The sequence below is a fragment of the Porphyrobacter sp. AAP82 genome, assembly GCF_000331285.1.
Classification (GTDB): domain Bacteria; phylum Pseudomonadota; class Alphaproteobacteria; order Sphingomonadales; family Sphingomonadaceae; genus Erythrobacter.
This window is the reverse complement of sequence record NZ_ANFX01000015.1, coordinates 1-26,295: the sequence shown is the minus strand read 5'-3', so window position 1 is coordinate 26,295 and position 26,295 is coordinate 1. Positions and strand designations below refer to the sequence as shown.

At 68.1% G+C, this 26,295-nt stretch carries 28 protein-coding genes; 16 read left to right on the top strand and 12 right to left on the bottom strand.

Translation table 11 applies throughout. The features are described from left to right. Positions 1–761 (bottom strand): outer membrane protein (locus tag D620_RS0104900; protein WP_017664674.1); only part of this gene is annotated, 761 nt, incomplete at its 3' end. Positions 762–1,012: 251 nt separating this feature from the next. On the opposite strand from D620_RS0104900, the gene D620_RS0104895 reads away from it, so the two are divergent. The 4 genes from D620_RS0104895 to D620_RS0104880 all read left to right on the top strand — a co-directional run bounded on the left by D620_RS0104895 (position 1,013) and on the right by D620_RS0104880 (position 4,113). After that, positions 1,013–2,620, top strand: a complete 1,608-nt coding sequence (locus D620_RS0104895) for a long-chain fatty acid--CoA ligase (RefSeq protein WP_033376213.1) — start codon at positions 1,013–1,015, stop codon at positions 2,618–2,620. After that, the gene (locus tag D620_RS0104890; protein ID WP_017664672.1) at positions 2,589–3,125 is read left to right on the top strand and encodes a GNAT family N-acetyltransferase; all 537 of its coding nucleotides are present in this window, start codon (positions 2,589–2,591) and stop codon (positions 3,123–3,125) included. Before D620_RS0104895 ends, D620_RS0104890 begins: the two co-directional genes overlap by 32 nt. After that, positions 3,122–3,559, top strand: coding sequence for a DUF1330 domain-containing protein (locus D620_RS0104885; protein ID WP_017664671.1), 438 nt, complete (start codon positions 3,122–3,124; stop codon positions 3,557–3,559). Before D620_RS0104890 ends, D620_RS0104885 begins: the two co-directional genes overlap by 4 nt. Before the next feature lie 173 nt (positions 3,560–3,732). Next, on the top strand, positions 3,733–4,113 hold the full coding sequence (locus D620_RS0104880) for a hypothetical protein (protein WP_196795254.1): 381 nt from the start codon (positions 3,733–3,735) through the stop codon (positions 4,111–4,113). Positions 4,114–4,123: 10 nt separating this feature from the next. On the opposite strand, the gene D620_RS0104875 is transcribed toward D620_RS0104880, so the two are convergent. From D620_RS0104875 to D620_RS0104850, 6 genes are read right to left on the bottom strand one after another with little or no spacing between them, the layout of a single operon-like run. Further along, entirely contained in the window at positions 4,124–5,044 is a 921-nt protein-coding gene (locus tag D620_RS0104875) for an alpha/beta hydrolase (RefSeq protein ID WP_017664669.1), read from the bottom strand. A 40-nt stretch (positions 5,045–5,084) separates the two neighbouring features. Beyond that, positions 5,085–5,567: a YbjN domain-containing protein gene (locus D620_RS0104870; RefSeq protein ID WP_017664668.1), complete on the bottom strand. Its 483-nt coding sequence runs from the start codon at positions 5,565–5,567 to the stop codon at positions 5,085–5,087. Between the two features lie 39 nt (positions 5,568–5,606). Next, entirely contained in the window at positions 5,607–6,692 is a 1,086-nt protein-coding gene (locus tag D620_RS0104865; protein WP_017664667.1) for a PA0069 family radical SAM protein, read from the bottom strand. Positions 6,693–6,732: 40 nt separating this feature from the next. Then, the gene (gene moaB, locus D620_RS0104860; RefSeq protein WP_017664666.1) at positions 6,733–7,263 is read right to left on the bottom strand and encodes a molybdenum cofactor biosynthesis protein B; all 531 of its coding nucleotides are present in this window, start codon (positions 7,261–7,263) and stop codon (positions 6,733–6,735) included. Between the two features lie 13 nt (positions 7,264–7,276). Continuing rightward, positions 7,277–9,061 carry a lytic transglycosylase domain-containing protein gene (locus tag D620_RS0104855; protein WP_420705277.1) on the bottom strand — a complete coding sequence of 595 codons (1,785 nt, stop codon included), beginning with the start codon at positions 9,059–9,061 and terminating at the stop codon, positions 7,277–7,279. After that, complete coding sequence (locus D620_RS0104850; RefSeq protein WP_017664664.1) at positions 9,043–9,864, bottom strand: hypothetical protein; 822 nt, start codon at positions 9,862–9,864, stop codon at positions 9,043–9,045. Before D620_RS0104850 ends, D620_RS0104855 begins: the two co-directional genes overlap by 19 nt. A gap of 126 nt (positions 9,865–9,990) precedes the next feature. Between D620_RS0104850 and D620_RS0104845 the strand changes: the two genes are divergently transcribed. After that, positions 9,991–11,640, top strand: a complete 1,650-nt coding sequence (locus D620_RS0104845) for an electron transfer flavoprotein-ubiquinone oxidoreductase (RefSeq protein WP_026091954.1) — start codon at positions 9,991–9,993, stop codon at positions 11,638–11,640. 20 nt (positions 11,641–11,660) lie between these two features. Here the strand turns inward: D620_RS0104845 and D620_RS16560 are convergent, their stop codons facing one another. Then, positions 11,661–11,846: a hypothetical protein gene (locus D620_RS16560; protein WP_196795253.1), complete on the bottom strand. Its 186-nt coding sequence runs from the start codon at positions 11,844–11,846 to the stop codon at positions 11,661–11,663. A 23-nt stretch (positions 11,847–11,869) separates the two neighbouring features. Here D620_RS16560 and D620_RS0104840 point away from each other — a divergent pair, with 23 nt between their 5' ends. The 6 genes from D620_RS0104840 to D620_RS0104815 are packed head-to-tail and all read left to right on the top strand — an operon-like array spanning position 11,870 to position 18,068. After that, positions 11,870–12,673 (top strand): 4-(cytidine 5'-diphospho)-2-C-methyl-D-erythritol kinase, encoded by an 804-nt coding sequence (locus D620_RS0104840; protein ID WP_017664662.1) that lies wholly within the window; start codon positions 11,870–11,872, stop codon positions 12,671–12,673. Then, complete coding sequence (locus D620_RS0104835) at positions 12,670–13,386, top strand: N-formylglutamate amidohydrolase (RefSeq protein WP_017664661.1); 717 nt, start codon at positions 12,670–12,672, stop codon at positions 13,384–13,386. The genes D620_RS0104840 and D620_RS0104835 overlap by 4 nt, the downstream gene beginning before the upstream one ends. A 42-nt stretch (positions 13,387–13,428) precedes the next feature. Beyond that, a complete protein-coding gene (gene ilvD / locus D620_RS0104830) occupies positions 13,429–15,150 on the top strand; it encodes a dihydroxy-acid dehydratase (protein ID WP_017664660.1) in 1,722 nt (573 codons plus the stop codon). A gap of 49 nt (positions 15,151–15,199) precedes the next feature. Further along, the gene (locus tag D620_RS0104825) at positions 15,200–15,478 is read left to right on the top strand and encodes a hypothetical protein (RefSeq protein WP_017664659.1); all 279 of its coding nucleotides are present in this window, start codon (positions 15,200–15,202) and stop codon (positions 15,476–15,478) included. After that, positions 15,475–16,863: an NAD(P)H-hydrate epimerase gene (locus tag D620_RS0104820; RefSeq protein WP_017664658.1), complete on the top strand. Its 1,389-nt coding sequence runs from the start codon at positions 15,475–15,477 to the stop codon at positions 16,861–16,863. The genes D620_RS0104825 and D620_RS0104820 overlap by 4 nt, the downstream gene beginning before the upstream one ends. Next, positions 16,860–18,068, top strand: coding sequence for a class I SAM-dependent RNA methyltransferase (locus D620_RS0104815; RefSeq protein ID WP_017664657.1), 1,209 nt, complete (start codon positions 16,860–16,862; stop codon positions 18,066–18,068). Before D620_RS0104820 ends, D620_RS0104815 begins: the two co-directional genes overlap by 4 nt. Here the strand turns inward: D620_RS0104815 and D620_RS0104810 are convergent. The 4 genes from D620_RS0104810 to D620_RS0104795 all read right to left on the bottom strand — a co-directional run bounded on the left by D620_RS0104810 (position 18,065) and on the right by D620_RS0104795 (position 20,915). Beyond that, on the bottom strand, positions 18,065–18,859 hold the full coding sequence (locus D620_RS0104810; protein WP_017664656.1) for a hydrolase 1, exosortase A system-associated: 795 nt from the start codon (positions 18,857–18,859) through the stop codon (positions 18,065–18,067). The two genes, D620_RS0104815 and D620_RS0104810, sit on opposite strands and share 4 nt — an antisense overlap. Beyond that, positions 18,856–19,545 carry a hypothetical protein gene (locus D620_RS0104805; RefSeq protein ID WP_017664655.1) on the bottom strand — a complete coding sequence of 230 codons (690 nt, stop codon included), beginning with the start codon at positions 19,543–19,545 and terminating at the stop codon, positions 18,856–18,858. Before D620_RS0104805 ends, D620_RS0104810 begins: the two co-directional genes overlap by 4 nt. 33 nt (positions 19,546–19,578) lie before the next feature. After that, the gene (locus D620_RS0104800; protein ID WP_017664654.1) at positions 19,579–19,860 is read right to left on the bottom strand and encodes an acyl carrier protein; all 282 of its coding nucleotides are present in this window, start codon (positions 19,858–19,860) and stop codon (positions 19,579–19,581) included. 89 nt (positions 19,861–19,949) lie between these two features. Continuing rightward, a complete protein-coding gene (locus tag D620_RS0104795) occupies positions 19,950–20,915 on the bottom strand; it encodes a GNAT family N-acetyltransferase (RefSeq protein ID WP_155800025.1) in 966 nt (321 codons plus the stop codon). A gap of 18 nt (positions 20,916–20,933) precedes the next feature. Here D620_RS0104795 and D620_RS0104790 point away from each other — a divergent pair, with 18 nt between their 5' ends. From D620_RS0104790 to D620_RS16555, 5 genes are all read left to right on the top strand, one after another. Next, positions 20,934–22,472 (top strand): acyl-CoA ligase (AMP-forming), exosortase A system-associated, encoded by a 1,539-nt coding sequence (locus D620_RS0104790; protein ID WP_026091950.1) that lies wholly within the window; start codon positions 20,934–20,936, stop codon positions 22,470–22,472. Next, a complete protein-coding gene (locus D620_RS0104785) occupies positions 22,469–23,695 on the top strand; it encodes a pyridoxal-dependent decarboxylase, exosortase A system-associated (protein ID WP_017664651.1) in 1,227 nt (408 codons plus the stop codon). The genes D620_RS0104790 and D620_RS0104785 overlap by 4 nt, the downstream gene beginning before the upstream one ends. 205 nt (positions 23,696–23,900) lie before the next feature. Continuing rightward, entirely contained in the window at positions 23,901–24,542 is a 642-nt protein-coding gene (locus D620_RS0104780; protein WP_017664650.1) for an XrtA/PEP-CTERM system exopolysaccharide export protein, read from the top strand. Positions 24,543–24,557: 15 nt separating this feature from the next. Further along, complete coding sequence (locus D620_RS0104775; protein WP_017664649.1) at positions 24,558–26,078, top strand: XrtA system polysaccharide chain length determinant; 1,521 nt, start codon at positions 24,558–24,560, stop codon at positions 26,076–26,078. 16 nt (positions 26,079–26,094) lie between these two features. Then, positions 26,095–26,295, top strand: a 201-nt coding sequence (locus D620_RS16555) for a hypothetical protein (RefSeq protein ID WP_033376210.1), incomplete at its 3' end; no start/stop codon positions are given.

Genomic DNA, 26,295 nt, shown 5'->3' with positions numbered 1-26,295 from the left:
GGGGGCGGCGGCGGCGGCGGCGCGGCGACCGGCGCGGCGACCGGCGCGGGCTCGGGCGCTTCCTGCGCGCGCCCGCCGAAGTTGACGATCACGCTCGCCAGTACCGAATGGGCCGAATAGTCCGCTTCAAGACCGTTGCCGTTGGTGCCGGTCAGGCTGAAGTCGTCGATGTTGAAGTAGCGGTACTTGACCCCGAGATCGATGTTGCGCGTCACTGCAAAGCGCAGCCCGCCGATCAGCTGCCAGGCGAAATCGGTCTGCTTGTCGTCGACCAGCGTGCCGACCCCGGCAACCTCGACCGGCAGTTCGAGGCGCGCCACACCCGCGCCGCCGCCGCCATAGACCCTGAGGCCGTCATCCGCGCCGATCTCGACCAGCGCATTGACCATTGCGCTCCAGATTTCGAGATCGCGCCGGTTATCGACCACGGTGCCCACCGGCACGGTCGAACCGGTCGGCAGGATGCCGGTATTCTCGACCGTCAGGCTGCGATACTTGGCGTTCTTGTAGCCGCCCTCGGCCTCGAGCCGGAAGGCGCCGAAATCATAGCCGAGGATCACGTCGCCATCGATGCCGATCTTGGTGCGGGCGGTGGCGGCCCGCTCGAAGCTGCCATCGGCGGGCGGCACGTCGACATCGAGCGTGACCTTGTCCCTGAGGCTGACGCCGCCCTCGACCCCGAAATAGGGCCCGTCGGCCTGTGCCGGTGCGGCGATGGCAGCTGCGGCTGCGCCGACCAGAAGAAATCTCGTGCTTTTCATTATCCTGTTACCTCGCAATTCGGTGATCCGCCGGCTCCCGGGAAAGGGGCCCCGGACCGCGCGCGGAGGCGCGGCCGTTTCCGGCGGGTGAGAGGCAAGCCTTGGGGGGTGCGAATTGTTGCATGGCGCTCGGCAGTCCGTGCCCGCGATTGGGCGAAGCGATTGCCAAGCGACGAGGGGCACGGCATGAAACGCCGGCAAGCGCCGCCGCAGGCAGCGCACAGGACAAGCATCAGGGAGAGAGACTGGTCATGGCGAGCGAACGCCTTGGGGCAATGCAGGAATGGACGATGCGGGTGACCGCGGTGATCGATCACGCCGCGCGCGAGGCGGGCGGGCGCGAGATCGTCAGCCGCTGGGCCGATGGCAGCGAGACCCGCACCGACTGGGCGGGCATCCGCCGCGATGCGCTGAAGATGGCGCAGGCCTTGCAGCGCCTCGGTCTGAGGCCCGGCGACAAGGTTGCAAGCCTCGCCATGAACCATTCGCGCCATCTCGTCAGCTGGTACGGCGTCGCCGGCATGGGCGGGGTGCTCCACACGGTGAACCCGCGCCTGTTCGACGATCAGCTAGAATATATCGTGAGCCACGCCGAGGACCGCGTGCTGTGTTATGATGCGGCCTTCCAGCCGATCGTTGACCGCATGAAGAGCCGCTGGCCCACGGTCGAGCACTACATCTGCTACGATTCCGGCGCGCACGCCCCCGCCTTCGAAGACTGGATCGCGGCCGAGGATGGCGATTTCGAGTGGGTGACGGGGCAGGAAACCGACCCGTGCATGATCTGCTACACCTCGGGCACCACCGGCAATCCCAAGGGCGTGCAATACGAACACCGCTCGACCGTGCTCCACGCGCTGGCCGGCCTGCAATCGGCGGCGTTCAATTTCTCGAGCGCCTCGGTGATGCTGCCCGTGGTGCCGATGTTCCACGCGGCGAGCTGGGGCCTGCCCTATTCGGGCGCGATGGCGGGGATCAAGTTCGTGTTCTCGGCGGTGAACGATCCGGCGGTGCTCCACGATCTGATGATCCGCGAGGGCGTGACCGACAGCGCCGGCGTGCCGACCGTGTGGCTCGCGCACTTCCAGTATTGCGACCGCGAGGGGCTGGATCTGCCGCCCTTGAAGGCTGCGACCATCGGCGGCTCGGCGGCGCCCAAGTTCATGATCGAGCGGCTGCTCAGGAACGGCACCCGCGTCCAGCACGCCTGGGGCATGACCGAAACCTCGCCGATCGGCACGGTCGGCGGGCCGACCTGGGATTGGGACAGCCTGACGCTCGCGGAGAAGGTCGAAAAGACCGCGATGCAGGGCCGCCCGATCTTCGGGGTGCAGCTGCGCACCGTCGACCTTGCCGACATGAGCACCGAACTGCCGCGCGACGGGAAGACGTCCGGCGCGCTCCAGATCAGGGGCCCGTGGATCATCAAACGCTATTTTAAGGCCGAAAGGGACGCGGTCGGCAATGACGGCTGGTTCGACACCGGCGATGTCGGCATCATCCACCCCGATGGCACGCTGCAACTCACCGACCGCACCAAGGACGTGATCAAGTCGGGCGGCGAGTGGATCAGTTCGGTCGAGCTCGAGAATGCCGCCTGCGGCCACCCCGGCGTCGCCGAAGCGGCCTGCATCGGCATCTATCACCCCAAGTGGGACGAGCGCCCGGTGCTGTTCGTGGTGAAGAAGGCGGGGGCCGAGGTGACGTCCGAAGACATCCTCGATCACCTCAGGCCCCAGATCGCCAAATGGTGGATGCCCGATGCGGTCGAATTCGTCGACGACATCCCGCACACCGCCACCGGCAAGATCAGCAAGAAGGACCTGCGTGAGCGCTTCGCCGATTACACGCTGGCCTGATCCGGCGATCCGGCCTGCGCGCGGCGAAGACGCGCAGGCCATCGCCGCGATCTATGCCTGGCACGTGGCGAACGGCACCGCGACCTTCGATACCGCCGCGCCCGATGCGGCAGCATGGGAAGGCAAACTCGCCGATTTCGCCGCGCGCGGGTTCCCCTTCCTTGTCGCCGAGCGGGAGGGCGCGGTCATCGCCTATGCCTATGCCGCCCGCTTCCGCGACCGCGCCGCCTATGCGCACACCTGCGAGGACAGCATTTATGTGTCCCACCAGGCGCGCAGGCGAGGGGTGGGGAGTGCGCTGCTGCCTGCGCTCATCGCGGCTGCCCGCGCGAGCGGGTTCGAGCAGATGCTGGCGGTGATCGGCGGTGGCGAGCCGGCCTCGGTGGCGCTCCACGGCAAGTGCGGCTTTGTCCACGCGGGCCGGATGCGCAACGTCGGCAGGAAATTCGGCCGGCTGCTCGATACCGTCTACATGCAATGCGATCTTCGGGAGAACGCAAAGTGACCTGTGAAACCTATATCGACCCCTCGCCGGCAAACTTCCAGGCCTTCAAGCACCTGCCGCGCGATACGCCCATCAACATGCTCAACCTGCTGCTTTACCGGGATCTTGCCGAATATCCCGAGGGGCACGAGCATGCCGGAAAGGGCTGGAGCGGGCGGCGCGCCTACGAGGAATACGGCATCACCAGCGGGCCGATCTTCCGCAGGCTCGGCGGAAAGATCCTGTGGCGCGGGCGGTTCGAGACGATGGTGACCGGGCCCGAGGGCGAGCGCTGGCACGATGCCTTCATCGCGCAATATCCCAATGCCGCGGCCTTCTTCGCGATGATCAAGGACCCCGATTACCAGCAGGCCGTGGTCAACCGCACCGCCGCGCTGGTCGACAGCCGTCTGGTGCGCTTTGCCCCGGGCGAGGCGGGGGCGGGGTTCGGGTGAAACGGCTGCTTGCGATCGTCGCGCTCGCGCTTGGGCGAGCGGGCTAGGAGCCGGTCAAGACCAGCGACAAGCTCTACATTCCACCCGACCTCGGGGAGCTTTGGAGCGCTGTCTTGTCGTGCCGGACCGATGTCGACAAAGTGCCGCTGGAGCACTCCGAGCATTGCGTCATCGTGGGCGAAAGACTTCTCGATGTCACGCGCCCGCAGTGCTTCGAAAATCCTTCGTCTGAATGTGAGGCCTTCTCGGATGCTTGGGGCAGGGTCAGCACAATCTACAACGAGGCGATCATCGACAGCCGGTTGATCCATGGCCCGTCTCCGGAGATTGTACGCGCGTCATGGCAGGCCTCCGGTGCGTGGCACGTCTACTATTCCGAGGGCGAATTGCTCCGCCGCCTGTTCAGCCAGTGCCTTGCGGACGAGGAGCGCGCCTTGCGCGAACAGGGGCTCATAAAGGTCAAGTCCATAGCGATGCCGACGCTGCAGCCCGGCCAGCGCTGCTTACGGAAGGGCCACCCCGAGTTCCGCACGAGGAAAGCTGCGCTCTCCTAGAGCAATAGCCTCAGCGCGCCTTCTTGAGGTGCGCTTCGGCAAACGCCGCCACCCGCTCGGCATTGGCATCGCCGTCGAACACAGGGGCCGAGAAGAAGCCGGTGTCGCCGTGGCCGGTGCCCTCGAACATATCGACCTCGACCGGCACCCCCGCCTGCTTCAATGCCTCGGCAAGGATCGTGGTCTGCCCTACGGGCACGAGGCAATCCTCGCTGCCCTTCTGGAGCAGAAAGGGCGGGTCGGCGGCGTCGATATAGGTGATCGGGTTGGCGGCCCTGGCCTTGTCGGGCACGCTATGGACCGGGGCGCCGAGATATTCGGATTCGAAGGAATCCGCCGCATCGTGATCCGGGGTGCAGCCCTGCGCGCGCGCTTGGCGATCCATTTGCAGGAAATCGTTCGGGCCGAACCAGTCGATCACCGCGCTGACCGTGTCCGATACGCCGGGATTGCCGAGCGCGGGGTTGTCGAACACCTGCGCATTGCCGGTCGTCCCGATCAGCGAGGCAAGGTTGCCGCCCGCAGATTGCCCGAAGGCGACAAAGCGCTCGGGATCAAGGTGATAGCGCGCGGCATTGGCGCGCAGGAAGCGCACCGCCGCCTTGGCATCCTCGATAGCGGCCGGAAAGCGCGCCTCGCCCGAGAGCCGGTAGTTGATCGTCGCCACCGCGATCCCGCGCGCGAGCAGCGCCCGGCGGATATTGCGCGGCAGCATCCCCTTGTCGCCCTCGCGAAAGCCGCCGCCGTGGATGTGGATGACCAGCGGGAAGGCCCCCTCGCCCTCGGGCAGATAGAGATCGAAGGTCTGGCGCTCCGAGAGCCGCGCATAGGCGACATCGGCGAAATCGGGCGCAGGCTGGCGGGTCGTCAGCGCGACCACCACCGGCAGCGCCAGCGCGGCGGCGAGCAGTGCCGGTCTGTTGATCCGCATCGGTCAGCTCCCGATCAGGCGTGGCAGCGCCGCGCGCCGATCACTCCTCGCCGTAAAGGTAGCCGAAGAAGTCCGACACCGAAGCGAACCACAGGCCGATCTGGCTCGCATAGTTCGCGCGGGTGATGCCGCCATCGGCGAAGATGTACATGCGCACCGCGATGGTGCCATCGGGATCGAGATAGGCCCGGCCGAAATTTTCCTTGTAATTGTACGTGTTGATCGCCTCGATTACCTGTTCGCGGGTCTTGCCCTCGGGCTCGAAGGTGGCGAGCATCGAGGAGCCGAGGCACTTGGTCTTGGCGACATTGTCCTCGCAGGCGAGCAGCAGCGCATCGGCGATCACGCCGCCATCGAATTGGAAGTCGATCCGTTCGGCATTCGGGTCTTCGGTGGTGACCGTGGCCCCGGCCTCGACCAGCGCGCGCTCGAAATCGGCGCGGGTGAAGTGTTGGAGGCTCTGGGCCTGCGCACTCGTGGCGGTGAAGGCCAGAACGGCCGCGGCAAGTATCGTCCAGCGCATGATTTCCCCCTATCGTCACGCGGCCCGGGACGGAGCCTATCACAGCAGCGACAATTGGCCATCGCTTTGTGGCGGACGAAAGCGCGAGCAATCGAGTTCGAACCTCGCCTTGCCGATCCCCGCCTTGCGGCAGGCAAGCCGGAAGCGCGCGCGCAGCAGATCGGCCCACACGCCCTGCGGGTTCATGCGGCTGTGGAAATCGGGATCATTGTCACGACCGCCCCGCATCTGTCTGACAATGCTCATGACCTTGCCTGCGCGGTCGGGATAGTGGACTGCCAGCCACTCGCGAAACAGCGGCGCGACCTCGTGCGGCAGGCGCAGCGGGATCCAACCGACGCTGCGAACGCCGAGTTCGGCGACGCGGGCGATGATGCCTTCCATGAATTCATCGGTGACCGCCGGGATGACGGGCGATAGCGAGCAGTGCACCGGCACCCCAAGTTCCACGAATGTTCCGAGTGCGTTCAGTCGCTTGGAAGGTGCAGCGCAGCGCGGTTCGAGCTTTGAGGAGAGCGCCGGATCGAGGCTCGTCACCGAGATCGACACCGCCACCAGCTTCTCGCGGGCCATCGCAGCGATGAGGTCGGCATCGTGCAGCACGCGGTCCGACTTGGTGGTGATGGTGACGGGGTGCCGCGCCTCCATGCACACCTCGAGGATCTGGCGGGTGATGCGGTAATCGCGCTCGATCGGCTGATAGGGATCGGTGTTGGTGCCGAGCGCGATCGGTCGCGGGCGGTAGCCCTTCTTCGCCAGCGTCGCCCGCAGCAGCCTTGCCGCATCGGGCTTGGCGAAGAGCCTGGTTTCGAAATCGAGGCTGGGCGAGAGGTCGTGATAGGCGTGGGTGGGACGCGCGAAGCAGTAGACGCAGCCATGCTCGCACCCCCGGTAGGCATTGACCGAGCGGTCGAAGGGCACATCGGGCGACTGGTTGAAGGTGAGGATCGACTTCGGCCGCTCTTCGGTCACCGTGGTGCGCAGGCGGACGGGCGGACCGCCGAGCGACTGGACATGGTCGCGCCAGTCGTCATCGACCTCGCGTGCTGCGAGGCCGAAGCGGGTCGGGACCGCCGCCGATTGCGCACCGCGCCCTTTTAGCCGCAAATGTTTCACGTGGAACATTTACGGAACATTGGCGCGTTCCGCAAGTCCCGCCGATCGATCAGACCTCTTTGAGGCGCGGCATCAGTTCGACGAAATTGCAGGGCCGGTTGCGGCTGTCGAGCTGTTCGGCGAGGATCCCGTCCCACCCGTCCTTGACCGCGCCGTTAGAGCCGGGGAGGGCGAAGATGTAGGTCCCGCGCGCCACCACCGCGAGCGCGCGCGATTGCACGGTGCTGGTGCCGATGGTCTTGAAGCTGAGCCAGCGGAACAATTCGCCAAAGCCCGGAATTTCGCGCGCGCCCTTTACCATGGCGAGCGCTTCGGGCGTCACATCGCGTCCCGTCAGGCCCGTGCCGCCGGTGGAGACCACGGCGTCGACGGCCGGATCGTCGATCCAGGCCTCGAACTGCGCGGCGAGAAGGGCAGCATCATCCCTCACGATCATCCGCGCGGCGAGGTTGTGTCCGGCACCCGTCACGCGGGCTGCCAGAATGTCGCCCGAGGTGTCGGTATCGGCGGTGCGCGTATCAGAAACGGTAAGAACGGCGATGCCTATCGGCTTGAAAATACGGCTTTCATCAATCGCCACGACGCGCGCTCCTCTACCGCTCCCGACTTGCCGAGCGGGTCGTAGCAGCTTGGGGAAACTCCGGCCAGCGCCCTTGCGCGAGCGCGCGGCGGCTCTGCGATTGCACCCGTGCGGCGCGTTCATACATCCAGTAATTGCGCATCACGATCGCCACATAGCTGCGGGTCTCCCAATAGGGGATCGATTCCATCCACAGCAGCGGATCGTTCTGGTCGTTGATTTCGGAATTCCAGCGCCCGACCGGCGTGAGGCCGGCATTGTAGGCGGCCATGATCTTGGGCAGGAACCCGCCGGTCGCGGGGCTATCACGCAGCATTTCGAGGTGGCGCTGCCCATAGGCGAGGTTGACCTGCGGATCGTTCAAGTCCTCGTAGGAGGCGCCGAGGCTGAGGCGGCCCGAATGGTCGCGCGCGGTGCCCGGCATGATCTGCATCAGGCCCCGGGCGTTGGCGGGGCTGACGGCGGCCGCGCGGAAATTCGATTCTTGCAGGGCGTGGGCGAAGGCCAGCGCCGGATCGACCTGCCAGCCGCCCACCGGTTGCCAATAGGCGACCGGGAAGCGCAGGGCGGGATCGCTGCTCATCCCGTAGGGCGCGTTCTGCGCCATGAACAGCTGCGTGGAGGGCAGGCCAAGCTCGCGCGCCAGGCGGGCGAGGGCGCCATACTGGGTGGACGGGCCGATCCTGGCCTCGTAGCGCAGCACCTCGTCGGCGAGGCCTGCGCGGCCGATCTCGACCAGCGCGGCAGCGACGCGGACATTGCGGCGCTGCTTGAGCTCGCTCCAGTCTTCGCGGCTGAGGGCCGCGGGCGCAGAGTGCTGCGGCAGTTCGACGCCGAGCTGATCGGCGGCGAGCATCCCGTAAAGCGTCTCGTCCATCTGGGCGGCGGCGCTGAGGTGGGCCTGCGCCTGCCCCGGCTCGCGGCAGCGCACGGCGGCGCGGCTTGCCCAATAGTGCCCGGCAGCGGCGAGCTCGACATTCGAAGCGCGCTGCGAGACCCGCGCAAAGGCCTCGCCCGCCAGCTGGCAATAGCCCATGCGCCAGGCGGCGAGCCCTTCGACCCATGCGCCTTCGGGGACCCATTCGCCGGTGCCGTCAACCACCGTTCGCGCCAGTTCGAGCGCGGCGTTGTCCTGATTCTCGATGTAGTAGCTCCACGCCACCCGCTGGCGCCATTCGGCGCGCGCATCGCCCGAGAGCAGCGGATCGATCTCGGCCAGCAGCCGCTGGGCCTCGGCGGGATTGTCGGCCTTGATCGCGGCGAGAATCGCGGTGGCATTCGCGGCGGGCATGGTCCCGTCACTCACGGCTCGCGGCAACATCCGCTTGGGCGCATAGGGCTGGCGCGCGAAGCCCTGGCCGGCGGGCAGCGCGGGTAGCGTGTTCAGCCCGCGCTTGGCGCCCATCTTGGCGAGCTGTTCGGCCTGGGGCAGATCGGTCCCGGCGGCGAACCATGCCGCGATCTGGTCGGCCGAGACCTTGGGGCTGTTGGCGTGGGTGTAGAATTCGGCGCGCGCCGCCTGCGCCAGCACGCCGCCCGGGTTCTGGGCCAGCAGGCTCTCGACCTCTGCCCACCGCTCGGCGTCGATCGCGGCGAAGATCTGGCGATAGGTGCTGCGTTCCTCGGGCGAGAGCACCGGGGTCAGCGCGCGGTCTTGCGGGGTCGCCCCGTTCCAGCGCGCGACCAGCTCGCCCGCCTGCGCTTCGGCCGGCGCATGAAGACCGGCAACCGCCAGCACCATCGCCGCCAGCGCCGCTCCGGGACGCCTTGCAAGGCGGCTCAAACCGTTGCCGACCATTCCATCCATCTCCGCCAGAACCGGGCTTTGAGCCGGGGCATGTCCATCAGGGCATCGAGCGCTTCGCTCGACAGAACCGGGACTGTGCCCGAGCCATAGTTGATTTCACGTAAAGGCTGATTTCCCTTACCCGCCGGCTCTGCGCCCAGCATCGGTCCCAGCGTGCTGCCGAACGCGATCAGCCGAGCAGGGGCGGCGAGCTTCACGTGGTGCGCCGTCACCGCGTCCATGCCGCCTGCGGCAAGGCTTGCGAGATCGGCGACCGGGGTATGCGCAGGCAGGGCTGCGGCAAGGTAGACCGCGCTCTCGGGAAGACCCATCGCGGCGATGATGTTGGCCAGCAGCCGACCCTGCGGCCCGCCCAGCAGATGCTCGCGGTCATCGCTTTCGGGCTGGGGCACCAGCACCATCAGCGCCGCGCCCGCGGCCCCACGCGGCGGAATCCGGGGAAAACCGTGCGAGGGGGAGAGCTCCCCGGTGTCCATCCACCACTGGCGGAAGGCGGCAAGATCCGCCGGCGGCGAATCGCCCAGCCAGTTGCGGCGCGGTGCGGCGGCGTTGTCCGGCGTGGCAGGCAGGGGAGCGGCACTGCGCGCGGCAAAATCCCGGGCGGGCGATACCGCATCCTTGCCTCCGCTACGCCCGGCGGCCAGGCTCTGCACCTCGCCCGGCGCGGGCGCCGGGCGCGGCTCGGCCAGCCACGTCGTAGCGTCATCGGCAAAGTCCTGGTCGACACCGGCCATCTGCCACCAGGCCAGCGCCGCATCGAATTCGTGCGCAAGGGAAGGGTCGAGCCGGCTCATCGGGGGGTCATGCTATCCATCGCGGGTCTTGACTGTCTCTTTCCCCCTTAGCAAGTGGACGGACAAGGCATATCGCCAGACTGTGGCCGCCGCGCGGTCAAAACCAACAAGGATCAGGAAACCGCGATGAGCGAACGTGAATCAATGCCCTGCGATGTGGTGATCGTCGGCGGCGGTCCGGCAGGGCTCTCCGCGGCGATCAGGCTCAAGCAGATCAACGCCGATCTGGACGTGATCGTGCTGGAAAAGGGCTCGGAGATCGGCGCGCATATCCTCTCGGGCGCGGTGGTCGATCCCAAGGCTCTGGACGAGCTGCTGCTCGAATGGCGCGAGCAGGGCTGCCCGATGGCCGCGACCCCGGTGACCGACAACTGGCACTGGGTGCTCTCGAAGACCGGCAAGACCTCGCTCCCCCACGCGATCATGCCGCCGCTGATGAGCAACCACGGCTGCTACACTGGCAGCCTCGGCAACATGACCCGCTGGCTCGCCGAACAGGCCGAGGGGCTGGGCGTGATGGTGTTCCCGGGCTTCCCGGCGGCCGAAGTGATGTTCGACGAAAGCGGCGCGGTCGCGGGCGTCATCACGCAGGACATGGGCATCGCCGCTGACGGCTCGCACAAGGGCGACTACCAGCCCGGGATGGAGATCCACGCCAAGTACACCCTCTTCGCCGAAGGCGCGCGCGGCAACCTGACGAAGCGCATGAAGGCCAAGTACGACCTTGAAGCGAACTGCCAGCCGCAGGTCTATGGCCTCGGCATCAAGGAGCTGTGGGATATCGATCCCAAGAAGCACAAGCCCGGCCGGGTGATCCACACGCAAGGCTGGCCGCTGACCGAGAGCGACAGCTGGGGCGGGGGGTTTCTCTACCACCAGGCGAACGGGCAGGTGGCATTGGGCTTCGTGACCGCGCTCGATTACAAGAACCCCTGGGTCTCGCCCTATCAGGAATTCCAGCGCTGGAAGAACCACCCGGCGATCCGCGAATACTTGGAGGGCGGCAAGCGGGTGAGCTACGGCGCGCGCGCGATCAACGAGGGCGGCTGGCAATCGGTGCCCAAGCTCGCCTTCCCCGGCGGGGCGCTGATCGGCTGCGCAGCGGGCTTTGTGAATGTCCCCCGCATCAAGGGCAGCCACACCGCGATGAAGAGCGGGATGCTGGCCGCGGAAAGCATCGCGGCGGCGATTGCGGCGGGACATGAGAAGACCGAGCTGGCCGATTACGATGCGGCGGTGCGTTCGAGCTGGATCGCCACCGAGCTGAAGCTCGTCCAGAATGCCCAGCCGGCGGTCGCCAAGTACGGCGGCGACATCGGCACCGCGCTTGCGGGCATCGACATGTGGATGCGCACCTTGAAGATCGGCCTGCCGATCAGCATGAAGCACCACAAGGACCACACCATGACGGGCCGCGCCGATCTCTACCCCAAGATCGCCTATCCCAAGCCCGACGGCGTGATCACCTTCGACCGCCTCACCAACGTTGCCTACAGCTACACCAACCACGCCGAGGATCAGCCCTGCCACTTGCAGGTGAAGGACCTCGAGCTCCAGAAGGTGAGCGAACTCGGCGTCTTCGGCGGTCCCTCGGCGCGTTATTGCCCGGCGGGGGTCTACGAATGGCTCACCGACGAGAAGACCGGCGAGCCCAGGTTCCAGATCAACTCGCAGAACTGCGTCCACTGCAAGACCTGCGACATCAAGGACCCCAACCAGAACATCACCTGGGTGACGCCGGAAGGCGGCGGCGGGCCGAATTATCCGAATATGTGAGGTCGAGGGACGGCATGTTTTCAATTGAGCGAATTCGTGCCGTCCTGGCTGTGCTGGTATTTCTGATTGCCTGCGCTTTTGCCGGGTACACGAGCGAAACCCTCAAGCCCGTGCTTCGGGATTTTGATCGGGCAGTATTGGTGATTGGGTTCGTACTTGGTGCGGGCTGGGCTTCGCGCTGGATTGCGAGCGGTTCCCTCAGCCATTCCAAGAGTGGCAAGCGCCGAGCGTGACCCTCACCGAAACCGCCTACGCCAAGATCAACCTCGCGCTGCATGTTCGCAGGCGGCGGGAGGACGGGTATCACGAGCTTGAGACCCTGTTCGCCTTCGTCGATGCGGGCGATGTGCTGACGGCGGAGCCTGCCGCGCAGGTCGGCGTCACCACGCTGGGCGAGTTTGCGGGGGGGCTGGACAATCCTTTCGACAACCTCGTCGCCCGCGCGCTCAACGTCCTGCCGCGCCCGCAGGGCCTCGCGGTGACCCTCGAAAAAAATCTCCCCGTGGCGGCTGGCCTTGGCGGCGGGTCGGCGGATGCGGGGGCGGTGTTCCGGATCGTCGAGGCATTGCACGGCCTGCCGGATGACTGGCCAGCGCGCGCGGCAAAGCTCGGCGCGGATGTGCCTGCCTGTGTGCTCAGCCGCACCCATATCGGCCTCGGCACCGGCACCGAGCAGCTTGCGGTCGAGGACGACCTCGCCGGAACGCCTGTGCTGCTGGTCAACCCGCGCGTGCCGCTTTCCACCGGCCCGGTGTTCAAGGCGTGGGACGGGATGGACAGGGGCGCGCTCCCTGAAGGCCCCGCATCGCAAATCGCGAGGGAAGGGCGCAACGACCTCGAAGCCCCCGCCATTGCGCTTTGCCCGGTAATCGCCGAGGTGCTCGCCGCCCTGCAAGCTTCCCACCCATGGCTCGCCCGCATGTCCGGTTCGGGCGCGACCTGCTTTGCGCTCTACGACACGCCCGAGGCCCGCGATGCAGCGGCGGCGGCCATGCCTGCCGAGTGGTGGACCATGGCAGGGCGGCTGCGGTGAGCGAGGTCTTCTGCCAGATTGGCACGCCTACCCCCGGCGGGATCGTCTGTGTCGTCGACCACGCCTCCAACGCCGTCCCCGCCGACATCGACTTGCGGATTCCCGCGCACCTCCTCAACGAACACATCGCCCTCGACATCGGCACCGAGGCGATCGCCGAACTGCTCGCGGAACGGCACGCCATCCCCGCCCACATCGCCGCCGTCAGCCGCCTGGTCTGCGACCTCAATCGCGAGGAACCCGCCCCCGGCCTCGTCCCGCCCGAGAGCGACGGGCACCCCATACTCGGCAATGTCGGAGCGGACCGGGATGCGCGTCTGAACCGCTTCCATCGCCCCTATCACACCGCGCTGGCCGAATGGCTCGCCGCGAGCGAGCCGGGCCTGATCCTCTCGCTCCACTCCTTCACCCCGCGCCTCGCCACCTCCGAGGCCGCGCGGCCGTGGGAGGTGGGCGTGCTCTACAACCATGACGAGCGCGCCGCGCGCATCGCGATTCCCATGCTCGAAGCCGAGGGGCTGAATGTCGGCGACAACCTCCCCTATTCGGGCCGGGACCTGAATTACACCATGAACCGCCATGCGGAGGGCCAGGGCCGCCCCTATCTCGGGATCGAGCTCAGGCAGGACCTCGCCGAGACCCCCGAAGACTACGCCCGCTGGGCCGCGCTCTTGGCAAAAATTGCGCAGAGGGTTGCCTCGGCGCTTCGCTAGAGGCAGGGGGCGTTACGCAAAACGCCGTTATCGGGAAATCTTATGTCGCCCAAGTTTGACAAGTCGAAGCTCCCCAGCCGCCACGTCTCGGTCGGCCCGGAGCGCGCGCCGCATCGCTCCTACTACTACGCGATGGGGATGACCGAGGAGGAGATCGCCGCGCCGTTCGTCGGCGTGGTCAGCGCGGGCAATGATTCGGCACCGTGCAATACCACCTTGAACGCCCAGGCCGATATCTGCCGCGAGGGTGTGATCGCGGGCGGCGGCACCCCGCGCCGGTTCAACACGATCACCGTCACCGATGGTATCGCAATGGGCCACCAGGGGATGAAGTCCTCGCTCATCAGCCGCGAGATCATTGCGGATTCGATTGAAGTGTCGGTGCGGGGCCATTGCTATGATGCGCTGGTCGGCTTTGCCGGCTGCGACAAGAGCCTGCCGGGCATGATGATGGCGATGCTGCGGCTGAATGTGCCGAGCATCTTCGTCTACGGCGGCTCGATCCTGCCGGGCACCCACCGCGGCAATGATGTGACCGTGGTCGATGTGTTCGAGGCGGTGGGCCAGTTCGCCGCCGGCAATTGCCCGCTGACCGAGCTGATCGCGCTCGAAAAAGTTGCCTGTCCCGGTCATGGCGCCTGCGGCGGCCAGTTCACCGCCAACACCATGGCCTGCGTCGGCGAGGCAATTGGTTTGAGCCTGCCCAACAGCAACATGGCGCCAGCCCCTTACAGATCGCGCGATGATATCGCGGTTGCGGCGGGCCGCCAGGTGATGGAACTCGTCGCCCGCAATCTGCGCCCGCGCGATATCTGCACCCGTGCCGCTTTCGAGAACGCCGCGCGGGTGGTGGCGGCGACCGGCGGCTCGACCAATGCTGCGCTGCACCTGCCCGCGATGGCCAGCGAGGCGGGGATCGAGTTCGATCTGTTCGATGTCGCCGAGATCTTCAAATCAACGCCTTACATCGCCGACCTCAAGCCCGGCGGCAAGTATGTCGCCAAGGACATGCACGAGGCGGGCGGGGTCTACATGGCGATGAAGACATTGCTCGACGGCGGCTTCCTCGATCCCGATCCGATCACCGTCACCGGCAAGACCATCGGCGAGAACCTCGAGGAAATCACCTGGAACCCCGACCAGAAGGTCTTTTATGACGTGAAGACCCCGATCACGCCGACCGGCGGCGTGGTCGGCCTCAAGGGCAGCCTCGCCCCCGACGGCGCGATCGTGAAGGTCGCCGGCATGGCGCGGCTGCAATTCTCCGGCCCCGCGCGGGTGTTTGATTGCGAGGAGGATGCCTTCGCCGCCGTCGAGAGCCGCGATATCGCCGATGGCTGCGTCATCGTGATCCGCTACGAAGGCCCCAAGGGCGGCCCCGGCATGCGCGAGATGCTCTCGACCACCGCCGCACTCTACGGGCAGGGCATGGGCGAGAAGGTTGCCCTCATCACCGACGGGCGCTTCTCGGGTGCGACGCGCGGCTTCTGCATCGGTCATGTCGGCCCGGAAGCCGCCGATTGCGGCCCCATCGCGCTGGTCGAGGATGGCGATATCATCAGCATCGATGCGACCGCTGGCACCATCGACCTCGACGTCGCCGAAGACATCCTTGCCGAGCGCCGTGCCAGGTGGTGCCCACGCACCAACGACTACCAGGCGGGCGCGCTGTGGCGCTACAGCCAGGTGGTCGGCAAGGCGCGCTACGGGGCGCTGACCCACCCCGGAGCCAAGGCCGAGACCCATGTCTTTGCGGATATCTAGCGCGGGGCTTGCCCTCGGCCTGCTGGCTGGCTGCGGGGGGCAGAGCCCTGTGCCCGCGGGCAATACCATCGCGTGTGCGATCGGCACGGCGGCGGACTTCGCCGCGGTCTGCACGCTCGAACGCGTCGCAGGCGGCCAGCAGATCGTCATCCACCACCCCGATGGCGGCTTCCGGCGGCTGAGCTTGGATCCCGCCACCGGCACGCTCGCCGCGCTCGACGGGGCCGAACCGGTGGTGATCGAGCAGGGGCAGGGCGTCCTGCAAGTCGCCGTCGGGCCGGACCGCTACCGCATTCCCCGCGAACCCGCCGCTCAGCCCACCCCGTGACCTCAGCGCAGGTCCTCACCGCCGAGCAGATGCGCGCTGCCGAGCAGGCTCTGTTCGACGCGGGGACGAGCGTTTCGGAACTGATGGAGGTGGCCGCAGGGGGCGCGGCCGAGTGGATCCGCCGCATCGCCGCCGGACGCACGGTGACCGTGCTGTGCGGTCCCGGCAATAATGGCGGAGACGGCTATGTGATCGCGCGGCGTCTGCGCGAGGCTGGCAATGCCGTGACCCTCATCGCTCCCCTCCCGCCAAAGACCGAGGCCGCGCGCGAGGCGAGGGCGTGCTGGGATGGCCCGGTCGGCACCTCGGGCGGCGCGCAGGGCGAGGTTTTTGTCGATTGCCTGTTCGGATCGGGCCTTGCGCGCCCGCTGGTGGCCGAACACGCGCTGCTGCTGCGCGATCTGGCTCCAAGGCACCGCCTCTGCGTGGCGGTCGATCTGCCCTCGGGGATCGCCAGCGATACGGGCGCGGTGCTCAACGACAGGCTGCCCGCCTTCGACCTCACGCTGGCGCTCGGTGCGTGGAAATTTGCGCATTGGAGCCTGCCGGGCCGCGCGCTGATGGGGCAGATGCGGTGCGTGCCCATCGGGATCGCCGCAGTGAAGGGTGCAGCGCAGCTGATCGGACGACCGCGCCTGTTCGCCCCGGCTGCCGACAGCCACAAGTACCGGCGCGGTCTGCTGGGCATCGTCGCCGGAGCGATGCCGGGGGCGAGCCTGCTGGCTGCCAGCGCCGCGCAGCGTGCCGGAGCGGGCTATGTGAAGCTGCTGGCCCCCCTCGCCGATCCGCGCACGCCGCCCGATGTGGTGACGGACACAGGCCCGCTCGCCGGGGCGCTGTCCGACCGGCGCATCGCCGCGGTGCTGGTGGGGCCGGGTCTTGGCCGCGACGCGGCGGCGCGCGAGCGGCTCGGCGAGGCGCTCCGCACGGCGCCAGCGCTGTTGCTCGATGCCGATGCGCTGGTTCTGCTCGCGCCTGCCATGCTGCTCGGAGGCAAGCCGGTCCTGGCAACGCCGCATGATGGCGAGCTTGACGCCCTGTGCCGCGCCTTCGGGGTGATCGCCGAGAGCCGCCGTGACCGCGCGCTGGCACTGGCGCGTGTCAGCGGCATGGTGGTGCTCGCCAAGGGCCCCGATACCTGCATCGCCGCGCCCGACGGCCGTCTCGCCCTCGCACCTCCGGCGCCGAGCTGGCTGTCGGTCGCGGGCACCGGCGATGTCCTGGCCGGGATCGCCGCGAGCCGGATGGCGGGCGGGGCCGATCCCTTTACCGCCGGCTGCGAGGCGGTGTGGCTCCACGCCGAGGCCGCGCGCCGCGCTGGCCCGGCCTTCACACCATCGCAGCTTGCAGAAGCGGTCTGCGAGGCGCTAGCGGCCTCGCTGTGAGCAGCCTCGAAACGATCATCCGCCTCGCCGCCAAGGGCGACGGCGTCACCCCCTCGGGCCGCCATATTGCAGGCGCGGTGCCGGGCGATGTGGTGGACGCGGGCGGGGCGATCACCCGCGGGGCGCACCACCAGAACCCTCCCTGCCGCCATTTCGCTGCTTGCGGCGGGTGCCAGTTGCAGCATGCCGACGATGCCGCGCTGGCCGCTTTCGTCACCGAGCGTGTGGTCAATGCCGCGCGCGGGCAGGGGCTGGAGCCGGAGGAACTGCTCCCCGTCCACCTCTCGCCCCCGCACAGCCGCCGCCGCGCCGGGCTGCATGGCCTTCGCATCGCGGGCGGTGCGGTGCTCGGCTATCGCGAGGGCGGATCGCACCGCGTGGTCGACCTTGCCGAGTGCCCCGTTCTCGATCCGGCCCTCGCCGCGCTGATCGGCCCCTTGCGCAAGTTCGTCGCCGCGCACGGCCCCAAGGCGATGGTCGGGATCGACCTGACGCTCGCCGACCAGGGCGTCGAGGCGAGCTTCACGCATTTCCCGCTCGAAGGCCTCGGGCCGACCGAAGCGGCGCTCGATTTCGCGCGTGAACAGGGGCTTGCGCGCCTCTCCTTCGATCAGGGTTACGGGCCGGAAACCGTGTGGGAGCCCGAGCCGGTGACGGTGACGCTCGCTGGCGTGCCGGTTGGCCTGCCGACCGGGGCGTTCCTTCAGGCGACGCGGGATGCGGAAAGCCGGATGGCTGCCGACGCTGCCGAGTGGCTGGGCGAGGCGCGGATGGTGGCCGATCTGTTTGCGGGGCTGGGCACCTTCGCCTTCGCCTTGCGCGCCGAAGGTCAGGGGGGGCGCAAGGTGCTCGCGGTCGAGGCCGAGCAGGCCGCGCACCTCGCCTGCAAGACCGCCGGGGCGCGCAGCGGCGGTCAGGTGCTGGCGCTCCACCGTGACCTGTTCCGCGCGCCTTTGCAGCACGCCGAGCTGAGCCGCTTCGACGCCGTCCTGCTCGATCCTCCGCGCGCAGGCGCCCGCGCGCAGATCGCCGGGATCGCCGCAAGCACCTTGCCCCGGCTCGTCTATGTCAGCTGCAATCCTTCAAGCTGGGCGCGCGATGCCGCGGTGCTGGCGGGTGCGGGGTTCCGATTGCGCACACTGCGCGCCGTCGGCCAGTTCCGCTGGTCGACCCATGTCGAACTGGTGAGCCTGTTCGAGCGCTAGGCGCGCAAGGCATCCAGCAGTTGCGCTTCGAGCCACGCGCTGTGGGCGGGATCGACATAGGCATGGGTCCCGCCCTCGCAGCGGCGGATGCGGGGATCGTTCCGGTCCCACGCGGCTTCGAACACCTGCGCGGTGCGGTCGGCGGTGGCGAGCAGGATGCGCACATCGCCGGTGAAACCCGCAAGGCCGGCGGCCATGTCCTGTGCCAGCGATGATGGCGGCGGGGGCGGCTTCAGGGCGTGGATCACGCCCCTGGCAAGTTTGCCGAGATTCACGCCTCCACCAAACAAGCGCATGACTTCACGTGGGTTCTTGAGCTTCTCGAGATAGCGCGCCCGCACTGCGGCAGGCGGCGGGGTGCGGTCCGCCTCGCCTCCGGCAGTGTCCTCGCCCTCGATGGTCCAGGGGTTGGAGAGCACGAGACCGTCCGCCCCCGCGCCGCCCTCCAGCATCAGCGCCGAAGCCGCGTCGCAATTGCCGAAAGCGATCACCCGCGTGACCTGCGGGGCAGCGGCGCGCAAGGCGGCCAGTGCGGCGGCGATGTCTGCGGCGCAGTGACGGAAACCGCGGTTCTCGCCCTCGCTGTCGCCGACGCCGCGACGGTCGAAGCGGTAGACGGGAAAGCCCGCCGCGGCGACCCGGGCGGCGATGGCGGCCTGCCCGCCGAACGCGCCCGAGCGGATTTCATTGCCGCCGGTCACGATCAGCAGCCCGGTGGTGCCGGGTGCCTGGTCGAGCGTGGCGGCGAGCATCTGCCCGTCACATTCGAACAGGCCGGAAACGCGGCTCATCCCGGTTCGCCCGCAAGGCTTTGGGCGATGCGCGCGGCGAGGCGGTCGGCCTGGCCCGCGTCATCGTCCGGTTCGGCGCGCAGCCACAGGCCGGGGCCGCCGACGGCGCTTTGGGCAAGGTCGCTCTGGCCCGGGGCGAGCACGCGTTCGGCGGTTTCGAGCGCTGCCAACAGGGCCGCGCCGAGCTTCCATCCGCCGAGCGTCAGCCCCTCGGTGCGGCCCTGCGCCAGCAGCGCCTCGGAACTCTCCGCCAGCCCCGCCTCGCGCGATGCGATGGTGCGCGCCCGGATCATGCCGCGCAGCATCTTGGGGCCGGACTGCGCGGCATAGTGCCACCCCGGCAGGCCCGGCGGGGCGATCAGAGCGCCGCCGCGGATCGCCAGCACATGGGTTGCGCGCAGGGCCCCGGCAGCCGCGATCATCGCCGCGCGCCAGCCTTCGAGGGTCTGTTCATGCAAGGGGGCAAGGCTCTCGTTGCACCCCGGAAGATCGGGCAGCAGGCTGTCGATCCCCGCCCGGTCGAGCCGGCGCATCACCTCGGCCGTGAACCGGCGCAGCTTGTTCGCCTCGTCGAACCACGCCGGGCAAACCAGCACCCGCAAGGCGCGCCCGCGGTCAAAGGCGAGGAGCAGTTCCGGTGCGCCTGCGCCGCTTGCCGCTGCCGGAGGGGTCCAGGTGGCAATCACCGCAGGACGCGCCCCATCGCCAGCCGTGCAGGCCTAGGCTTCGAGCTTGGCGCGGGCGAAGGCGAGCAGCCCGCCATAGGTCTCGAGCATCTCGCCATCGACGTCATCATCCTCGATCACGATGCCGAGCCGGTCTTCCATTTCGGTGAGCAGGCCCGCGACCGCCATCGAATCCAGTTCGGGCAGGTGGCCGAACAGCCCCGACCCCGGACCGAAGGCCTGCGCCTGCGCGGGATCGAGCCCGAGAACATCGGCGATCAGGCCCTTGAGTTCGCTCTCCAGCGCTTCGCCTTCCAGCTTGTGCGAAATGGTCATCGGCGGTGCAAAAGTCCCTGTTGTCGAGCCGTGGCGGCGGGGCTTAGCCATGCGCGGGGCATGGTGCAAGTTTTGCAGGATCGGCGCGCTCAGCGTCCGAGCAGCCGCTTGGCGAGCGGGGCCCAGGCGCGCGGGCGAGCCGGATCGAGGCAATCGATGCGGAAGCGCGGGCGCACTTCCTCCATCCAGTCGGCCTTGTAGCTCTGGTCGCCGGTGCCGAAATCGACCAGCGCGACGCGGTCGAGGTCGATCACGTGGCGGAACAGTTCGGCGGTGAGCGTGGTCCCGGCGGAAAGATGCTTGTGGCTTTCGAGATAGGCGAGCTTGTGGATGTAGGCGGTGCCGTTCTCGACCGTCCAGGCCTGCGCTGCGACCACGAGACCCTCGGCCCGCGCGATGCCGAGCCTGAGGCGACCTGCCGCGCCCTCGCCTTGCGCAAAGGCGCGCAGCATGGCGGGCTGGTCCTCGGCGGGCTTCCAGCTGGCGGCGTAGATCGCCTCGTAATCGGCCCAGACCTGCGGGTCGAAATGGGTGAGGATTTGGGTCTCTACCTTCTTCGCCTTGCGCTTGAGCGTGGTGCGCAAGGGGCCGGGGCGGGTCTCCCAGTATTCGGCAAAGCTGCGGCCGCGCACAGGGAGGACGTGGTTGATGTCGCAGGGCTCGAGAGCGACCTGCCAGCCTGCCGCGCGGAAGGCCTGCGCCAACCGGGTCGCCGAGCCGTCCTCCTCGGGAACGGGCTCGAGTGTCACGCGCCAGCCGCGGGTTTTGAGCTGACGCGCGATGGCTCCGAGCAGGCGATCACCCGCTTCGCCCGCCGGAGCCAATTCGCGCCAGGTGAAAGAATACCAGTTGCGCAAGGGCGTGATTCGCCCGCCGCTTTCTGTGAGCGCGAGCGCCGCCGAAGCCTCCGCATCGCTGGCGATGGCGACCAGCGGGACGAGCCCGGTGCCGGCCAGCAGCGCGAACCATTCGGCGCGGTCGAAGGGTGCAGCCGCCCCCGCGCCAGACAGCGCTTGCAAGACGTTAACGCTATCGTGATACCGCGCTTCGATCACTGAAAGTCCGTGTCCTTCATGTCCTGCCTGCCCGATCCCACTCCGCGTCCGCTCGACCACCTCGCCGAACTGGCGGGGGAGGGCGGCTACGGTGAGGCCTCGGCGCTGGTGCTTCGGACGCGCACCCTTAACCACGAGGAGTTAAGACAGCGTGTTGGCCAGCTGGCGATGTGGCTGATCGACATGCTGCCCGAGCCCGGCGCGCGCGTGGCAAGCTGGGCGGCCAAGGGCGAGCTTACCTGCCTGCTGCCGCTCGCCGCGGCACGGGCCGGGTTGGTGCATGTGCCGATCAACCCGCTGCTGAAGCGCGCGCAGGTCGCGCATATTTTGGCCGATAGCGGGGCGCAATTGCTGATCGGGACGCCGTCGCGGCTTGCCTCGCTGGAGCCGGGCGATCTGCCGGAGGCGTGCCACGCGCTGGAGGAGGAGGTCGCCTTGGCGAAGGCCGATGGCTTCGGCGCGCTGGGGCCATCGGCCATCCCGCCTTCGGCGCTGGCGGCGATCCTTTACACCTCGGGTTCAACAGGCCGCCCCAAAGGGGTCATGCTCAGCCATGCCAATTTGTGGCTGGGTGCGGTGAGCGTGGCGCATTACCTCGGTCTTGAAAGCGACGACGTGACCCTGGCGGTGCTGCCGCTGTCCTTCGACTACGGCCAGAACCAGCTCCTCTCCACATGGTATGCGGGCGGCTGCGTGGTGCCGCTCGATTTCCTCTTCCCCAAGGATGTCGCCAAGGCCTGCGCCAAGCATGGGGTGACGACGCTCGCCGCCGTGCCGCCCTTGTGGGTGCAGCTGACCGAGACCGACTGGTCCGCCGAAGCGCGCGCGCCCATCAGGCGGCTGACGAATAGCGGCGGGGCGCTGACGGTCGATCTGGTGCGGTCCTTGCGCGGCCTGTTCCCCGCAGCGCGGTTGTTCCCGATGTATGGCCTCACCGAAGCCTTCCGCTCGACCTATCTCGATCCGGCGCTGGTCGACACGCACCCGACCTCGATGGGCAAGGCCATCCCCTTTGCCGAAATCCTCGTGGTGAACGACGCGGGCGAGGTCGCCGCCGATGGCGAGGAGGGCGAGCTGGTGCACGCAGGCCCGCTGGTCGCGCAGGGCTACTGGCAGGACCCCGAGCGCACGGCCGAGCGCTTCAAGCCCGCGCCGGCGGCCTCGCACTATGGCGGGATGGCGGTGTTCTCGGGCGACCGGGTGAAGCGCGAGGCTGACGGGCTCCTCTATTTCTCCGGCCGGCGCGATGCGATGATCAAGAGCGCCGGCAACCGCATCAGCCCGCAGGAGATCGAGGAGGCAGCGCTCGCCTCGGGTCTGGCTGCCGAGGCCGTCGCGCTCGGCGTGCCGCATGCGCGGCTTGGCCAGGCGGTGCATCTGGTGGTGCGCGGCGATCCGGCGGGCGCCGAAGAACTGCCGAGGCGCCTTCAGCGCGACCTGCCCAATTTCATGCAGCCGCAGATGATCCACTGGCGCGCCGCGATGCCGCTCAATCCCAACGGCAAGATCGACCGCACCGCGCTCCAGGCGGAACTGACCAAGGAATATGGCGAATGAAGCCCGTCGGCCCGATCCCCCCCGGCTTTGCATCGATCGATGGCGAACTCGCCATCGCCGGACGCCGCGCAAGCGAATGGGTGGGCGAGGCGGGACGCACGCCGGTGTTTGTCTATTCAAAGGCGATGCTCGACGCCCGCGTCGCCGCACTGCGCGCCGCGCTGCCCGCCCGCGTCGGCGTGAACTTTGCCGTGAAGGCCAATCCGCACCCTGCGGTGATCGCCCATATGGCGCCGCTGGTTGACGGTTTCGACATCGCCTCGGCAGGCGAGCTCGCGCTGTGCCAGGCCGCCGGGATCGATCCGAAGCGCATCAGCTTTGCCGGCCCGGGCAAGCGCGACGAGGAGCTTGAAGCGGCCATCGCCGCCGGCGTCACCCTCAATTGCGAGAGCGAGGGCGAGGGCGCGCGCGCACTCGCCATCGGCCAGCGCCTCGGGGTGCACCCGCGCATTGCGGTGCGGGTGAACCCCTCTTTCGTGATGACCGGATCGGGGATGAAGATGGGCGGGGGCGCCAAGCAGTTCGGCGTCGATGCCGAGCGGGTGCCGGCGCTCGCCAGGCAGCTCATTGCCGAAGGGGCCGAATGGCGGGGCCTCCATATCTTCACCGGCAGCCAGACCCTCAGCGCCGAGGCAATCATCGAGGCGCAGGCCAATGTCCTCGCGCTGGCCGCCGAACTCGCCGAGGCCATCGGCGCGGCCCTCCCCAAGCTCAACATGGGCGGCGGGCTGGGGATCCCCTACTTCCCCGGCGACACCCCCGTGGACCTGCCCGGGGTCGGTGCGGCGCTCGCCGAAAGGATTGCGGGCCTGCCGCCGGTGCTCGCCCGGACCGAGCTGTGCATGGAGCTTGGCCGCTACCTCGTCGGCGAGGCGGGGGTCTATCTCACCCGTGTCATCGATCGTAAGGAAAGCCACGGAGTGACCTTCCTCGTCACCGATGGCGGCCTGCACCACCAGCTAGCCGCCTCGGGCAATTTCGGAACGGTCGTGCGCCGCAATTATCCTTCTGCGATTGCAACGCGTTACGGCGCGGAAGCGACAGAGGAGGTCAATATTGTCGGCTGCCTTTGCACCCCGCTCGATCGCCTCGCCGACAATGCCATGATGCCGCGTGCCGAGGTGGGCGATCTGGTCGCGGTGTTCTGCGCCGGGGCCTATGGCGCAACCGCTTCTCCGAGCGCATTCCTGGGTCACGGTCCGGCGGCCGAACTGCTGGTCTGAGCCCGCGGGCACGCCGTTAACCCGTCGCGTTAAGGCCTGCCCGGGCGCTGTCCCGATCCGGGATAGGGGCGCATTGGGCGCTGTATAACTAATCTTATCTTCACCATTTCCCGCCACAAGAACCCCGTTATCCGGGCGCTTCGTGTGGCAGGTCGCTCCTCCACATCGGCGACGCGCCCGGTCCAGGCCAAGGATCCACGCGACGATGTTCCAGTTCTCCGACTTGAAGCGCCTTCTGGCTCTCGGTTTTCTCGCGGGCCTGCTTGCCGCCTGCGCGGGCACCGGGCGCGAGCTGCCGCCGGCCTCCTATGGCGATGGCAGCGTGGTGCCGAGCGAGGAATACACCATCGGGCCATTGGACGAGATCACGATCCACGTCTGGCGCAATCCCGAACTCAGCGCCGACAAGGTCCGCGTGCGTCCCGACGGGCGCCTGACGATCCCGCTGGTGCAGGACATCCCGGCCGTCGGCAAGACCGCGACCCAGTTGCAGGACTACATCGCCGGCGAGCTGTCGAAGTATATCGAGCAGCCGATCGTCTCGGTGATCGTCAACACGCCCGAGGGCAACTTCACCCAGCAGGTGCGGGTGATCGGCGCGACCGAGAAGCCCGCCTCGCTGCCCTACCGCGCCAACATGACCGCATTGGACGCGATGATCGCGGTCGGCGGGCTCAACGAATTCGCCGCCGGCAACCGCGCCAAACTGATCCGCCTCGATCGCGCGCGCGGCACCCAGATCGAATACCGCCTGCGCCTGTCGGACCTCGTGCGCAAGGGCGATTCCAGCGCCAATGTCATGCTCAAGCCCGGTGACACCATCATCATCCCCGAGAGCCGGTTCTAAGGGGCGCTTGGGAAGATGAGCGAGATCTTCGACGAACTGCGCGCGGCGCTGTGGTCGGTATGGCACCGCCGATGGATCGCGATCGCGGTGGCGTGGGGCGTGTGCCTCGCCGGGTGGCTGGTGGTGAGCATGGTCCCCAATGCCTACGAATCGAAGGCGCGCGTCTATGTCGACGTCGAGGACGTGCTCTCCAAGCAGCTCGGCATTGCCGGTGACGGCAAGGAAGAGATCATGCGGGTGCGCCAAACCCTGTCGAGCGCCAAGAACCTCGAAAAGGTCATCACCACCACGCGTCTGGGCGAGGGCATCACCGAACGCGGCGCGCTCGACGCGGCGGTCGCGAGCCTCGAGAAGAAGGTCAAGGTGACCAGCGAACAGGACAACCTGTTCCAGATCACCGCCGAAATCGGCAGGGGCGAGTTCTCCGACGCCGAGAACGCGGTGCTGGCGCGCGACGTGGTGCAGAAGCTGCTCGATATCCTGCGCGAGGAATATGTGATCGGCAGCCGCACCGGGATCAGCACCGCGATCGGCGATCTCGACCGCCAGCTACAGGAACGCAAGACCGAGCTTGAACAGGCCGAACAGCGCCGGCTCGCCTTCGAGGCCCAATATCCCGATCTCGTCGGCGGCTCGGACAGCCTGTCGAAGAAGGTCCAGGACGCGCGCGCCGAATTGCGCAATGTTGAGGCCGATCTGGCCGCGGCCCAGAGCGGGCTTGCCGCGATTTCGGGGCAGATTTCCTCGACCCCGCGCACCATCTCGGGCGGGCGCGATGCCACGGGCCCGCGTGCCGCGCTGCAAGTGGCCCAGACCCAGCTTGCCGAACTGCGCGCGCGGGGGCTGACCGATAGCCACCCCGATGTCGTCTCCACCACCCGGCAGGTCGCGCTGCTGGCGCGGCAGGCCGCGGCGGCGGGCGATGATGCGGGCGGTGCGCCCAATCCGGCCTATGCCTCGCTGGTTGCCTTGAAGAGCGAGCGTCAGGCAAGCGTCGAGGCGCTCCAGGCCCGCCGCGCCGCGCTCCAGAGCAATGCCGCAGCGCTCCTCGCCAGTCAGGCAAGCGAACCGGCAGTTGCCGCCGAAGCCAACCGCATCAGCCGCGATTACGATGTGCTGCGCCAGAACTACGAAAAGCTCCTCCAGGACCGCGAGGCCCTGAAGACCCGCGGCAAGGTCGAGGACAAGGCGAGCCAGTTCCGGTTCGACGTGATCCAGCAGCCGAGCGTGCCGCAGAGCCCGGCTGCGCCCAATCGTCCGCTGCTGCTGCTCGGCGTGCTGATCGTCGGGATCGGCGCGGGCTTTGCCGCAGCCTATGCATTGGGGCAGCTCAAATCGAGCTTTGCGACCCCGCAGAAGCTTGAGCGCACCTTCGATCTGCCGGTGATCGGCGCGATTTCGCTGACCGTCTCGCAAGCCGCGCGCACGCTCGAGAAGCGGCGGCTCAAGCAATTTGCCGGGGCCTGCGCGGGCCTTGGCGCGATGTTCGTGATCCTGCTCGCGATCGAGTTCGTCTCGATCGGCGGGGTGGCCTGAGGACGGGACGAAACAGATGACCGATCAGGGCAAGATCAACCGCGAAGGCGCAAGGCCGGCATCGCTGTTCGAGCGCGCGGATGCGGCCTTCGGGCTCGATCCGCGCAAAGAAGGGCCGAGGCTGCCGCCGGTCGCACCGCACCTGCCGCCGGCGCCGCAGGCGCTGCGCCGTCCGGCGCCCGCGCCGCAGGTGACGCCCCGGCAGGCCGCACCCGCC